The organism is Desulfosporosinus acididurans (genome assembly GCF_001029285.1).
Taxonomy (GTDB): domain Bacteria; phylum Bacillota; class Desulfitobacteriia; order Desulfitobacteriales; family Desulfitobacteriaceae; genus Desulfosporosinus; species Desulfosporosinus acididurans.
Window position 1 is genome coordinate 174,586 of sequence record NZ_LDZY01000005.1, and the last position, 14,455, is coordinate 189,040.

Annotated in this window: 14 protein-coding genes and 1 riboswitch; of the genes, 2 read left to right on the plus strand and 12 right to left on the minus strand. The window is 37.7% G+C overall.

The window, feature by feature from the left end; genetic code table 11:
- Positions 1 to 143: 143 nt before the first annotated feature.
- The gene (locus tag DEAC_RS24520; protein ID WP_282434440.1) at positions 144 to 674 is read right to left on the minus strand and encodes a helix-turn-helix domain-containing protein; all 531 of its coding nucleotides are present in this window, start codon (positions 672 to 674) and stop codon (positions 144 to 146) included.
- A 332-nt stretch (positions 675 to 1,006) separates the two neighbouring features.
- On the opposite strand from DEAC_RS24520, the gene DEAC_RS08600 reads away from it, so the two are divergent.
- Positions 1,007 to 1,195 (plus strand): helix-turn-helix domain-containing protein, encoded by a 189-nt coding sequence (locus tag DEAC_RS08600; RefSeq protein WP_047809632.1) that lies wholly within the window; start codon positions 1,007 to 1,009, stop codon positions 1,193 to 1,195.
- 114 nt (positions 1,196 to 1,309) lie between these two features.
- Positions 1,310 to 1,693 (plus strand): hypothetical protein, encoded by a 384-nt coding sequence (locus DEAC_RS08605; protein WP_047809633.1) that lies wholly within the window; start codon positions 1,310 to 1,312, stop codon positions 1,691 to 1,693.
- A gap of 216 nt (positions 1,694 to 1,909) precedes the next feature.
- Here DEAC_RS08605 and DEAC_RS08610 read toward each other — a convergent pair whose 3' ends face one another.
- The 11 genes from DEAC_RS08610 to DEAC_RS08660 form a co-directional block, all read right to left on the minus strand.
- Positions 1,910 to 2,764, minus strand: coding sequence for an energy-coupling factor ABC transporter ATP-binding protein (locus DEAC_RS08610; protein WP_047809634.1), 855 nt, complete (start codon positions 2,762 to 2,764; stop codon positions 1,910 to 1,912).
- A 172-nt stretch (positions 2,765 to 2,936) separates the two neighbouring features.
- Positions 2,937 to 3,719 (minus strand): cobalt ECF transporter T component CbiQ, encoded by a 783-nt coding sequence (gene cbiQ / locus DEAC_RS08615; RefSeq protein ID WP_047809635.1) that lies wholly within the window; start codon positions 3,717 to 3,719, stop codon positions 2,937 to 2,939.
- A gap of 12 nt (positions 3,720 to 3,731) precedes the next feature.
- Positions 3,732 to 4,058 carry an energy-coupling factor ABC transporter substrate-binding protein gene (locus tag DEAC_RS08620; protein WP_047809636.1) on the minus strand — a complete coding sequence of 109 codons (327 nt, stop codon included), beginning with the start codon at positions 4,056 to 4,058 and terminating at the stop codon, positions 3,732 to 3,734.
- Positions 4,058 to 4,810, minus strand: a complete 753-nt coding sequence (locus DEAC_RS08625; RefSeq protein WP_047809637.1) for an energy-coupling factor ABC transporter permease — start codon at positions 4,808 to 4,810, stop codon at positions 4,058 to 4,060. Before DEAC_RS08625 ends, DEAC_RS08620 begins: the two co-directional genes overlap by 1 nt.
- Before the next feature lie 179 nt (positions 4,811 to 4,989).
- Positions 4,990 to 5,179, minus strand: a riboswitch (cobalamin riboswitch).
- 232 nt (positions 5,180 to 5,411) lie between these two features.
- Positions 5,412 to 6,431 (minus strand): HlyD family secretion protein, encoded by a 1,020-nt coding sequence (locus DEAC_RS08630; RefSeq protein WP_053006343.1) that lies wholly within the window; start codon positions 6,429 to 6,431, stop codon positions 5,412 to 5,414.
- Positions 6,407 to 7,096, minus strand: a complete 690-nt coding sequence (locus tag DEAC_RS08635) for an ABC transporter ATP-binding protein (RefSeq protein WP_047809638.1) — start codon at positions 7,094 to 7,096, stop codon at positions 6,407 to 6,409. Before DEAC_RS08635 ends, DEAC_RS08630 begins: the two co-directional genes overlap by 25 nt.
- Before the next feature lie 47 nt (positions 7,097 to 7,143).
- Complete coding sequence (locus DEAC_RS08640) at positions 7,144 to 9,654, minus strand: ABC transporter permease (protein ID WP_047809639.1); 2,511 nt, start codon at positions 9,652 to 9,654, stop codon at positions 7,144 to 7,146.
- Between the two features lie 558 nt (positions 9,655 to 10,212).
- Positions 10,213 to 11,034 carry an undecaprenyl-diphosphate phosphatase gene (locus tag DEAC_RS08645; protein WP_047809640.1) on the minus strand — a complete coding sequence of 274 codons (822 nt, stop codon included), beginning with the start codon at positions 11,032 to 11,034 and terminating at the stop codon, positions 10,213 to 10,215.
- Between the two features lie 163 nt (positions 11,035 to 11,197).
- Positions 11,198 to 11,989, minus strand: a complete 792-nt coding sequence (locus DEAC_RS08650) for a COG4705 family protein (RefSeq protein WP_242847104.1) — start codon at positions 11,987 to 11,989, stop codon at positions 11,198 to 11,200.
- A gap of 230 nt (positions 11,990 to 12,219) precedes the next feature.
- On the minus strand, positions 12,220 to 12,912 hold the full coding sequence (locus DEAC_RS08655) for a response regulator transcription factor (protein WP_047809641.1): 693 nt from the start codon (positions 12,910 to 12,912) through the stop codon (positions 12,220 to 12,222).
- Between the two features lies 1 nt (position 12,913).
- The gene (locus DEAC_RS08660) at positions 12,914 to 14,344 is read right to left on the minus strand and encodes a sensor histidine kinase (protein WP_161796430.1); all 1,431 of its coding nucleotides are present in this window, start codon (positions 14,342 to 14,344) and stop codon (positions 12,914 to 12,916) included.
- Positions 14,345 to 14,455 lie beyond the last annotated feature (111 nt).

The window sequence follows — 14,455 nt, forward strand, 5'->3', positions numbered from 1 at the left end:
TTACGCTCTCTTTCAAAATAGACAAAGAAAATAATCGACGACTAGCTTTAACAGCTAAATTGCCTCTTCATACTTATTTGTTAGAAAGAATGTGATAAATTTCATTTATTCCCTGAAAATGCTGCCCTATATAAAACTTATAACTACTCAAACCGCTTGTCTAGGTTATCAAAAAACAGAATCATCAGCTGATGAATCAAGTATCTTGTTGCCACTTCCTCCTCAGCTTTTCTAAATATCAAAAATAAACCTTCGATAAACGTTGAAGCAATAACATAAAAAATAAAAGGATCTTTAACTTCAATTCCTTTTTCTTGCAATTCAGGCCATAAACTTTCTCTTAGACTTTTTTCTGCGAACTTAGTTAGCTCTTCCTTGAAACGCGCATACTTTGTCCCTTTGCTTTTATCGACTATAATTAATAACTGGATTTTATACTCTTTCATAACTTCCATAATAGAATTAACGATTTCTTCAAACGAACATATCTCTTGCTTATGTACTTCCATCCTCAAAAAACATTGATATACCGGCTCTACTATTTCATTGAACAGATCTTCCTTGTTTTTAAAATATCTGTAGACATTGCCTATAGCTACTCCGGCATTATTAGCTATAGTTCTCATTGACCCATGTAAAAACCCCCTATCTTGAAATTCTTTCATTGCCTCCATAATTATCCTGTTGCGAACTTCATTCTTAAGATATTGCATAAATGAACCCCTTTTCACTATTCACCGAATTATAGCACATAATTCACAAATAGTAAAAGCCAATATTACTATAATTTGTCTATTCCATTACATAATAATGGATTAACTCATTAACATCAATTCCCAAATGGGCCTTTAGTACATTATCACAAATAGTCATGAATGGCAATTAGGATAAACATTCTATCTTTTGCTTAAGTTTGCCTCCATTAGTTACGTATTATATAATTTAGTTATCAATTTTAATCAGCATTAATCATTTCTAGTGGCAAATAGATTAAGGAGTGTGTCCAATGGCTGAATTCAAAGAAATAATGACCTTACGCCAAGTGGCAGAATACCTGCAAATCAGCGAGGTTACCACCTATCGTTTGGTTCAGGAAGACAAAATCCCCGCCTTTAAAGTTGGACGCAGCTGGCGGGTAAAAAAAGAAGATCTTAACGAATTTATTGAAAAGCAAAAACGTGGAGAAAGGTTCTAATAATTGGAGCCCTTACCCATCTATTATTACCTCATTAGTTATAAATCTTTGCCTTACTTTAGCTTTCTACCTCATACATGGCAATTTATAACGATTAACGCGGGAGTGATATTCTTGTTTGACCACCTCTATAACCTGGTTAAAGCCCATTTAAACCAAAGGCTATTTGACCCTAAAGACCTAGAATTATTAAATCAGATTATGAAAAGACTTATTGGTATGACTGTGCATTTATATGTTAACTCAGATTCGCAAGACGATCGCAGTTACGAATTCGTTATGCGCGTGAAGTCTGCCAGCTATGTCGATGGCAAGATAAATATTACGGCCACAACCAATACTATAGATTTTCGGGCGGCGGGAATTATCATCACTTCACAACAAGAGCAAATAATGATTACTGCGCCCAGTAGTGAGGAAGTTGGATCGGTACTTATAATCATAATTACCAGAGAGGAAAACCAGTGGCCTAGGTTGGTCTTGAACTATGCTTTCTAAAAATATCCTGCTTTGAGCAAACAAAACGCCGATTAGGGATTTCTAACCCTTACGGCGTTTTGTATTAGTTACTGAGCCAATCAAGATAACCTCTAGTTGAGGAAAACATTTACAGGATAGCGGTGTCAATGTATCAACAATTGGATAACTTCACTTTGACACAAATTTTGCCAATTGTCTTCAAGACATTACTCACTAGATTCTCCCATGAATTTCTTAACCACTTAAAAGCGTACTCCTACGCATCTTCGAGAGCATTTCTCGAAACTCCCGGATACTTTTGGGATATATTTTCTCATTGGCAAGAAGATGCTCCTCCACCAGCGCTTCATACACAGCTAACATTATTGGCCGTTTTAAATTCGCTTTCTTTAGGACTTCTTCTTCTTGGAATATTTCCAGTGGCGTTCCGTCCGCAATAATCTTTCCTTGACAAAAAACAAGAACTCTTTGTGCCCATCGGTAAGCAAAATCTACGTCATGTGTCGAAATCAAAATTGTTTTCTCTTCCATACTCAATTTGGATAAAATCTCTTCTAACATCTCCGCATTTAAGGGGTCCAAGGCAGCCGTTGGTTCATCAAAAATAATGATTTCAGACTTCATAGCAATAATGTCAGCAATAGTGACCTTTTTCTTTTCCCCACCACTTAGATAGTGAGGCGGACGATCTTCAAAATCCAGAATATTCATATAAGCTAGGGCTTCATCGACCCTTCTAATGACTTCCTCTTGCGGAAGTTTTAAGTTCATGGGTCCGAATCCTACTTCTGCTCTAACCGTAGAAGCAATAATCTGATTATCTGCATCCTGAAAAACAATGCCAATATTTTTCCTCAGTTCTTTGAGATTCTTTTTATTGATAATAGTGCCCCTATAACGAATTTCCCCACTTTTCGACGTTAGAACACCATTAACATTCAGGAAAAATGTAGACTTCCCAGCTCCATTCGAACCAATAACTGCAATCTTCTCGCCTTCATTAATATCAATACTGACCCCCTCTAATGCTGCTTGTCCGTTTCCGTAGACATAATATAAATCTCGGATACTTAAAATTGGTTCTTTCATAGACTCTCCTCAAATAATTAAATAGTGACCAGAAACTCTAGATCTCCCTCAACAGGGAGTGTTTACGGCTCACCAGTTTTCATCGAATCGTGAGACTCCCAACGAAGCCCCGACGTTCAGCTTTAGCTGAACGAGTTCACTCTTTGATGGACGCTTTAGCGGCAAAGAAATCTCATTTGGTAAATCCCCAGATCAGAAACAAAACAGAGATAAACATTGCTGCCGATATAAACTGGATCATGGTAATCTTTTTGTCTTCCTCCAGAAATATCATTTCGCCATCATAACATCGAGCTTCCATCGCATCATAATATCCATTTGCCTTTTTCACAGAAATAACAAGCATATTGCTGGCAATTCCTCCAAAGGTATGCAAGGATGTCTTGAAATCACAAAACCCTTGTCGTGAGTCTGCAGAATTCTTTATTTTGGAGTAAACATCTAAAATAATAAAAATATAACGATAAATCATGTTCATCAGTTCAATTATAAGTTTCGGAATATGTGCTTTCCTCATAACAGAGATAATTTCTGAAGATGGTGTTGATAACGTCATCATCTGTAAGGCACTAACTGCAGCAAACACTTTTAAGATCATGAAAATTGCCTCTTCGAGCTTCTCCAGGGAAGTAAAAATATAGAAAAAGCCAAGATGTAAATTATATTGTCCAATTGGCTTCCAGGCAAAATCAACGGCAATTGTTATAGTTGCTAGGAGAATAAAGGAAATAGGAATCGCCAATACCAAAAGATATTCCCGAACTGAAAGGCCTCCTTTTACCACGATCAAATAGGCCATTCCAATGATAACTGCAGCAGATACATAGGGATTATTCAGTCCAATGCACAGAATCATCAATAATACAGCAAACGAAACCTTGAACGCGGCATTCCATCCTCTGATTTTCGAAGCGTAGGATATAAGATCAATTTCCAATTTTTCTCCATGTTTCAGAAAAACAACCCCCTAACCTAACTTTTTCCCTGTTTCTTTTTCCCATTTACTCCTTTCAACAAATCTGCCGAGGAAGAAGAACACAACTCCCACGCCGATACCGGTCTGTACACAGAACAATAGACTTTCTACTTCGCCCGGTAATTCTCCGCCAATTAATCGATTCATAACCGGTTCAACCCACGGTTTATAGTCTGTTCCCGTGATTTCCGCAACGACTTTGCTTCCGGCGTCATCAGAGCCGCCAAACTCTGCTCCTTTTAACATAAACAGAGGAAGAACTGCAATTAATAGTGCAATCAATGAGAGAATAAAAACTGTTTTTTTCGATTTCGACATTATTTAACGCCTCCATCCATATATCCGATACCTATCAATTCTGATTTTGCATACGTCTCAAGACCAATCACAATAATAACCGTCAAAATACCCTCAATAATTGCCAACGGCACCTGGGTTGGTGCAAATACACCAAGAAACTTAAGAGCAGAGACAACAACACCGCCGTTCGCTGACGGATAGGCAAGTGCCAGCTCAAAACTGGTAATACAATAGGTAAATAAATCTCCAATTGAAGCTGCCAGAAAAATCCCAGCATTATTATTGACTTTTAGTTTTTTACACAATATATAAATACCATAGGATAAAATCGGGCCGGCAATTGCCATGGAGAAAGTATTTGCGCCCAGCGTAGTAAGTCCACCATGCGCCAGTAGAGTTGCTTGAAAAATAAGTACGATAATACCTAAAATGCTTACTGCGAATGGTCCAAATAAAATTGCAGCAAGTCCGGTACCTGTCATATGTGAGCAGCTTCCTGTAACCGATGGAATCTTTAAAGAAGATAATACGAAGACGAAGGCACCAGCCATTGCAAGCAGGGTCATGGATTTGCGATTCTGTGCTGCTTGTTTCTTGATGGCAAAATATCCTGCTGCCAGAAAGGGCAGACAGATTACTCCCCACGCGATACAGTATTTGGGCGGAAGGTATCCTTCCATAATATGCATTGCATAAGCTGTCGGAGTTATTCCGAATAACCCTGCAAAGACCGCAAATAGGCTGACTATTTTCTTTTCCCTTAAATTCATAATTGTATCCTCCCCTAACCCTTAAAAGACCTCTTCCTTATTCTTAATAGACTTCTGCTTGTTCAAATTACCCTGCCAAATAAAAAAACCCTTCACCAACAGAAGGGTTTAAAGCTCAACCGGTATCAGGTAAAATTACCAAAAACACAGGTATACACCTCCCTAACATCCCGTAGGTAGTTTCAACTTCGGAATAAGCAGGTCTCCTGACTTAAGATCATCATCAACTCACGTCTTCCCGGAGCGATATCCAGTGACATTTGTGAATTGGCTCCCTTTTACAGTGGCGGGCACCGCGTCAGCTTAAACTGACTTCCCTTTTCAATTCCTTCCCCTCTGGAAGGAATCACTTATTCCAATATTTAACTATAATTATTATACCAAGAAGAAAAGAGTTTGTATAGAGTTTAGTGCCCTACTTCTATAAAGAATGTGCATCACTATCTAGCTCGGCATATAGTACCTGACTTACTGAGTTAATTCCACTTTTTTCTTAGTTCTACCGCTGGTAACTTTGTTAAGATACCACGGAAACTATACACTGCCTTTCCAAAACTAAGCTCCACTCATTAATATCATTTGAGGTCAAATATTCGATTCCTTACTGATTGATTTTTACATCCACATTGAACCCTGGCAGTAAAAAACCATCACTATTGTTAAATGAAATATCAACGGAAACATCCGTCTCGCCGTTATTCACAACAGCCTTATCTGAAATTCTGATAACTTTTCCTTTAATTGTTTTTGATTTGTCTGCCTGAGGAATTATGTCTACATCTGCACTCATCTTCACACTTTTTATGAATTCTTCCGGGATATTTGCTTCGACAATTAAACTGTCTAAATTTAATAGACTTAGGACTTTTTTATCTGGGCTAACTATATCTCCAGGCACATATCCTATGTCATAAACGATCCCATGATTGACATCGGATATAATATCACTGCCTTTGATATAGGACTTATTCAGTTTGTCCTTCATTGCAGCCAAATCTGATTTTAAAATCGCCAGATCTGTTTTCTTGGAATCAACAGTCTGTTGTTTCTCATATTTCAGAGTATCAATTGACGATTTGATATCCTCAACATCGTTTCTCTTCGCATCAACTGTTTTTTTAGATTGATCAAGGTCATATTTGGAAATACCTCCTGAATTGAAAAGCGTTTGCTCCGCAGCATATTCCGACTGAACTTGATTATATAAATCTTGGGCATTTTTCAAATCGTTAAGGAGCTTTTGCAAATCAGGAGCATTACTAGTGCTCAAATAATCATTTTGAATTTCTTCGATATCATGGCTTTCGGAACTTATGCTCATTTCCTTGCTTTTAATCTGATCTTCAAACTCTTTCAAATTTAAAGAAACCAACGAATCCTGATTCTTCACCTTTTGCCCCTCTACAACATTTATTGTTTTTACAGCCGCAGGAAAATCAACCGTGATATTCTTGATATCCATGGCTTTTACAACGCCAAACCCATCGACTGTTTTCGTTGATTTCACAGTTCCGCTATTGACTGTTACGCTTTTGGCCGAATTATTGCTACTACATCCAGAAACTGACATAGTCAAGGCCACGACAAGAGCTAATATTATTCTTCGTTTGATTGTTGACACACCCTTCCATCGAGCAAATTAATCGTTCTATTCCCGTATTCCGCTGATTCACTTGAATGGGTAACCTGAATGATTGTCTTAGACTTTTCTAAATTAATTCTTTTAAGCAGCTTCATAACTTCTATTCCTGTTTTACTGTCCAAGTTCCCTATCGGTTCATCCGCTAAGATAATCTCAGGATCATTAATTAAAGCTCTGGCTATAGCTACCCTCTGCTGCTGCCCACCGGAGAGTTCTCTCGGGGTGTGATTTTTTCTATCGGCAAGTCCAATCAACTCAAGAAGCTCATTTAAACGTTCGTGATATTTTTTGGCTTTTTTCCCGTCTAATAAGATAGGCAATAATACATTTTCTTCGACACTGAGATTCGGAACCAAATTGTAAAACTGAAAGACAAACCCTAAATCTCTTCGTCTCATGGCACTCTCTGCTTTATCCGACATGCTTGATAGCTCTTTGTCATTAATTTTTATACTGCCGGAAGTGGGTCTATCAAGTCCGCCTAACAGATAAAGCAGTGTGCTTTTGCCTGAACCTGAAGGCCCCATGATCGATACGAATTCGCCCTTATTAATAGAAATATTGATGTCTTTTAAAATCTCAACATTTAAAGTTCCCATGGTATAAGCCTTGAATAAATTCTGCGTAACAATGACCTGATTCATCTTTCCCTCCCTAATGTAGCTATTTAAATTAATAGGTTGACTTATAGCTATTCAAATTTAATAGACTGAATAATGCTATTTTGGGAAGCCTTTAAAGCAGGGCATACAGAAGCAATAACTGCAACAGCGAAGCTGACAATAATTGATGCAGCCATATAACTTAAGGAGTATTGCATGACAATCCTCATACTGATCGCTTGCAAAATATACGTCATATTATTTGCCAGAAGTATTCCAGCAAGGACTCCTGTGATGCCTCCCAAAATCCCCACTGTTGCAGATTCAATCAATATCATTTTCATCATTTGGAGTTTATTCATGCCCACAGACCGCAAAATTCCCAATGAACGCCTTCTCGAAATAAAACCGATAATGAAGTTGTTGAAAATTCCAATAAGCCCGATAAACATAGCCAACACTAAAAAGCCCATTAATAGGCTAAGAATTGGATTTATCTGATGCAAAATACCCGCCTGCTCTTCTTGTCTTGTTTCTATACTGAAATGATATTGACCGTAGTCATTTTTAATGGCATTTTCCACATCACGTGGATTTTTAGAGGTCTTGACAAGAATCCTTGCATTGTATTGTCCACCCGTATCCTCTTGAAAGTATTTCTCAGAAACCAAAGCCATATCGCCAAAGCTCTCTGCGGTATTATAAAAGCCAATGACCGTATAGGGGATAGGCCCTTTATCTTCGGACATTTTCAAGTTAAGTACGTCGCCAATCTTCAGGTTAAATTTGTCACGCAACGTATACGTCAGCAGGATGCTTCTTTCCGATTCCAATTGCTTCAGCTCATCTGTGAGGTTCATGTTCGAATCAATTCTCATATAATCTAAATGTTTTGTGATATCTATTCCAGCGATAGTTGCAATACTTCCATTTTTATTCGTAATTTTTATATCGTCCTTTTCAAAATACCTGTACACACCGGTCACGCCATCAATACTATAAAGTAAGTGTTCAAGATTTTTATCCACATTATTATCCATCTTTTCAATTAATACATCGAATTTCTGGTAATCGACGTAAATACTCATCAGCTGTTTTGTTAAAGAACTGCAAAATGTATTGACCATCAAGAGGCTTGCTCCCCCGATAATCAGAAGGGATAAACTTGTCATCATGCTTTTATTGTCCCGCAGGTTTTTTAAAGCAAGAGTCCCTATATTTCCAAATACCAAGGTATAGATCCCTTCCGTTAGTTTAATAAACCATGAGATTAGATACGGAACCAGCAAAAAAATTCCGGCTATCGAGATAACAAGGCAAGCAGTATCCGCAACGATTGCCATTTTCCCGAAGGCGAACTTTGGCACAACGATGGACGTCGTAAGGAAAAACAAGCCTAATACGACATTTATTAGCTTCTTGTCTTTTACTTTTTCAACTGAATTTAAGACAATATCCTTGACAGGAATTCTTAAAACCTGAATGATAGGCAAGAGAGAGCTGAATAGGCATAAGATAAATGCAAAAATTAAGGTGCTTAGCAATAATAACGGATTGACCTGAACAGAAACACCGGCACCTTGGGCAAAACCGCTTGAGATGGCGGATGACATTAAGTAAAGTAATCCTATCCCCACTCCACAGCCAAGCAATCCTCCAATAGCACCATATAAGGCGCTTTCGAGAAGAAGGATAAAATTCGTTGTTCTTCTCGTAGCTCCAACGCTGCGTAAAGTTCCGATGACAGGCAGCCTCTCCGCGATGATCACCTTAAATGAAGAATAGATGATAAACATGCACATAAAGGTTACGATGGCAACAACTAATTTAAACGGAGTAATGATCTGATTCGTCAGACTGGCGATCTGCTCCGGTGAAAATGCTTCCTTAACGTCGTATTTGTTGTACGCTTGAGAAAGAGAATTAATCACTTGCGGCAAATCAGCTGATTTTTTTACTTTGACGTAGGCGCAATTAACCTTGCCTTCCTCCGAATATAACTTTCCGAGAACATCTTTGGGTACAATAGCATTAAGGCCTTTGCTTTCATCAGTAAAAATTCCTACCGGATTTGCAATACCACATATTAAAAACCTCTGTTTATTGGAATTGATCGTTAAATCCAGGGTATCCCCAGCTTTTAAGCCATATTGCGAGGCAGTATTTTGGCTGATAATAATTTTGTTGCCCACGAAAGAATTTAAATGATAGGTTGCTGAAAAGGAAATAGGGTTCCACGTTTGAAGATCTTCCAAAGTGATTCCTTCAAGGTTGATAGCAACGGATTGTTCATTAATCATTGGTTTGTAATCAGCAGATTCATTAATAGTACCAATAACGTACTGGGTTTGGTCACTACAATCTTGAGCGTATCTTAGACTAAAAAACTGCGAAGGAGATTTCATAGTTGCCTTAACAATTATGTCTGATGTCCCAACGGACAATCTTAGCATTTCATCATACATTTTAGATATTGATGCAGCAAAAGCATTTGATGAAAAGAAGAGCCCTGAAGAAATCAATATTGATAAGATAATTAATAACGTTCGGGATTTCTTTTCACTAATATTTTTCAACACAAATTTAAAAATCAGACCCAAGTTTTCACCTCCCATTTTGGGCCGCGGTTGGCCTCTTGTGAATGACGATCTTATCTTTCCTCTCAAAAGCCCACGAACTGATCGCAAAAAAAAATGTATGCAAACCATCAATAAATTAAAAATTCAAGCACTTTCTTAGCCCATTTCGGTATCTACTAATCTGCTTTTGCTGTCTTCCTAGTCTTTTTCAATTGTTTTTGCTGTGACGATACATTCTATTTGATGCCAAAATTTAACCGCTCAATATATAATACAGGATAGGAATAACTTGCTAATAAAGAAGAGATAAACTTTTAATAAACCAAAAATAAACCAAAAATAAATAAGCTTTCAGGTGGCAACGTCCAGTATGACGCTGGATTTTCAGTCATCATTAACTGATCTCCTTACCAGAGACCAACAAATCCTATCTATTGTTTTCGACGGACTTTGTTATAAAAAAAACTAGGCGCTCATCTTAAAGCGCCTAGTTTATCTTTATATATTAATCTTCACTAATGGCAATAAATAAAATTATGTTTTGGGCAAGATTCATCAATATTTTTAAGAATTATACACTCAAATAAAATGAGATAGCAAAATTAAAGCACCTACAATCCAGCAATAATAGGCAAAAGGCTTCATGGCATTAATCTCTTTCCTCTTAAACCAATGCATTAAAACTGTTACAGCAATGTAGGCAAATAACCCAGCAAACAAACCGCCGATTAGGGAATTAACAAACAAGCCATGAGAACTGTGTTTAATCAGTTTGGGGACTTCTAGTATGCCGGCTCCAGCAATGATAGGAGTGGCTAACAACATAGAAAAGCGAGCGGACTCCTCGTGTTTAAGCCCCATCCAAAATCCTGCTGTCATACTGGCTCCGGAACGAGAGAAGCCTGGAACCAAAGCCAAAGCTTGAAATAAGCCGACGACTGCTGCCTGTCCGTAAGATAAGTCATTGATACTTTTCGTGCCTCGCTTCTTCATTTTTTCTCCAAAAAATAATAACAGACCATTAATAATTAGAAAGATGGCGGCCGCTGTTACATTGCTGAACATATTGGTAATATGTTTTTCGAAAACAAATCCGATCAGAGCTGCCGGAATCGTCCCAACCAAAAGTAATAAAAGCAAACGTAAAGAAACCTCTTTGCTGGAATTAATAATTGAGCGGATTATTCCCATCCATTCGTCCCAGAAAAAGATCAATAAGGCCAGTGCAGTTCCAAGATGAAGCATAACTACGAAAGGTAAAAAATTCATCTTTAAGAACTCAGGATTAAGATTCCAGTGAAAAACATAAGGGGTAAACACATTATGAGCCACACTACTAATCGGAAACAACTCAGTGATACCTTGGACAATAGCAATAATAATCGTTTGTAATAAAGTCATTACTTGAGCTTGCCTCCCTATCTATTAATGTTCAGGCCATTAGCTTTTCCTGTTAATTATAATATTACGTATGAAGAAATACTTGTCTAACTCTGTTAAATCTGTGTTAAAATTCGGTAAATACCTCAATACATCAAGCTAGGCATAATAACAAAAAACATCCTTAAACGGCGTGTTCATTCTGAACATCTCTACGAGTAACAGTCAGGTAACCGACAAGAGCAATAATTATAATCGTTAAAACCAAACTTACTGGACCTGTACCGAGCCCAAGGCCGCCGCGAAAGCGTTGCATCCCCATCCAATCCGCAATCGAGGCGCCTAACGGTCGTGTCATTATATAGGCAAACCAGAAGGCAAAAATTTCATTCAAGCCAAACAACCAATAAGCTAACGCTGGGACAGCAATTAAAACCGCAAAAAGCACACCTGAGGTGAAATAGCCTAAATTCAAAGTTGTCGCCGTCAAATCCCCCGTTGCAGTGCCTAACGCGAACGTAACCAGCACGATTGACCAATAAAAGGCCTCCCGACGACGTGTGTGGATACTGTGTATAGCAAGAGTCTTTTCACTTGTATACCAAGCAACAAAGATTATGGCCATCGCTGCCAAAAAGAAAATAGTCGAAACCTGATATGGAATCCCAAAACCAACGTGCAAAACATCAGCAAACATGGTACCAAATATACTTACCATGACAACCGTTAACCAGTAGACCCATGGTAAATAACGACGGGCAGAGAACTGCATTACCAACGAAGCTATCAGACCAATTAACCCAAGAGCAATACCTATTATAGGATTTATATGAGTCAAGAGATAGTCAGAGAACACCTCACCCATTCCAGTTGTCAACACTTTGACTATCCAGAAAAATACCGTGATTTCAGGAACCTTAGTAAGTATTTTGCTGCCTAAATCCTTAGTACCAACCAACGAATTATTCAGAAACAAATTTATTCACTCCAATTCAACATAGTTATCCTATTTGACAATGTCAGTATTTACCTTTTATGCTTAAGTCTGTTTGTTTAAACGCTTAATTGTATTGTACAAAAGAGAGATAACTTTCGAATAAAGAAGAAATAAACTTTTAGTTAAGCAAAAATAAATTTTAAATAAACTAGAATATAAAGAAAACCTCATTGCAAAATTACAATGAGATTTTCTTTTCTATGTAAAAATTAGATCTTAAACCGGTATCCTGCGCCCCATATTGTTTCAATATATCTGGGCTCACCACTATCCCCTTCAATTTTTTCTCTTAACCGATTAATATGTACAATGACCGTAGCAACGTCCCCCATAGCATTCATACCCCAAATACGGCTAAATAAATTCTCCTTTGTAAAAACAATATTAGGATTCGTCGCTAAAAACAAGAGCAATTCAAACTCCTTAGTGGTAAGTTTTATTTCCTTATCACCAACATAAACACGCCATGCCTTTGGCAGAATTCTTAGTTTACCGACAATAATCTCCTCCTGAGACATTGGCTTATCGGAAGATGTCAACCTTTCATAACGTGATAAATGAGCATTCACTCGTGCTACGAGCTCTGCTGGATCAAACGGCTTTACAATATAATCATCTGCGCCTAATCCCAGCCCCCTTATTTTGTCAATGGATTCCTTTTTAGCAGTTACCATCAAAATTGGAATTTCTGTCTTTGTTCTTATTTCACGGCATAATTCAAAACCATTCTTGCCAGGCAACATTAGATCAAGCAAAATTAAATCAAAATCCTTACTGCTGGCAAGTTTCAGGCCCTCATCACCATCTACAGCAATATCAATTTTGAAGCCGTTAATTTCAAGATAATCTCTTTCAAGCTCAGCAATTGCTATATCATCTTCAATAATTAAAATATGTTTCACTTTATCCCACCTCTACCACCGGTAATTTTATCGTTATTGCAAGCCCATTTTTGTTTTGAGCGATAATGCTGCCATGATGCGCTTTGACAATCCGTTCGGCTATTGACAGACCTAAGCCGCTGCTTTGCGTAGGATTGTTGCGGGAAGCATCACCTCGATAAAAACTAGTGAATAATTTTGGCAGAATTTCTTCCGGAACGCCCTGTCCGTCATCACAAATCTCGATTACAACCTCATTTCCTTGCCTGCTTACCATGAAATCCACCTGGCAACTCTCTAACTGCTTATACTTTAAACTGTTTTCCACAATATTAGTAAACACACGTTTCATTTGATCAGGATCAATCGTTACGATTGAATTAGAGGAACAACGATTGCTATAGGATAATTTCAGCCCACTTCCTTCGAAATCCTCAATGATTTGACGAACTAACTCGCCAAAATATTCTTTGCTTTTGACTTTTTCGAAATAAAATGGAAGATGGCCCGTATCGAGTTTGGAGAACAGAAAGAGACGATCGACTAATACATCCATTTCACATGTCTTTTTATATATAATATCATGATACCGCTGTTGCTTTTCCGGTGTATTGGCAACATTGTCTTTGAGCCCTTTTACATATCCCTTAATTGCAGTCAAAGGCGTCCTTAAATCATGTGAAATTCCTGCTACAAGTTCCTTACGTTCTTCTTCATAGTTAAGCTGCGTCTGTATTGATTGGCGTAGTCTAGTCCTCATTTCATCAAAATTTGCAATAGCAACCCCAAATTCGTCCATACGCTCATACTTTATCTCGAAATCAAGGTTACCGTTTTTAATTTGTTCCGCTCCATAATTCAGCATATCCAAGGGAACAATAATGTTTTTAAAAATATTTGAAGAAATAACTCCATTGGTCAGTGCAATAATAATGAGTGAAATTATAAAAGTAATGGTAATATAACTGCCCATAACCTTTATACGAGTCACCCATTCATTCGACCTTATCCTAAAGTTTGGATCTATAGCTATAACTTTGAATAGGTAACTATCTTTTGGGAAACTGTAACTGATCAGCAACGCATGACCCGATTGTACTGCGTAGGGTTTCGGCATTGAACTATTTGGGCCGTCAATGGTTGCTGATAGGCTATCAACTTCCTTGGTGAAATTGGAAGCGACAATTTGATGATCGCGGGTTATTTTGCTGTATATACCACTCGCTAAAAGTCGCTTTTGAAGCTCAGACTGTACCGCATCAAAGTCGTAAATAGTTTGTGAGTATTGCATCTGATTAGAATACTCTGCAATCATACTCTGCGCGGCAATATATTTTTCCGCGTCATCAACGGATGCTCCTTTAGATATTTTCAAGTACGACAAATATACAATTCCTGTAACAATCATAATTAATACAGCAGGAATAATAATCATAAGAATATTGGATAACAAAATTCGTTTTTTAATCAGCAACTGATATTCACTCTTCTCCCTTAAGATTTAATGATTACTATCTTACTATGATAACTTGCCTATCATAACAAAGTAAACACTCTTGGGAAA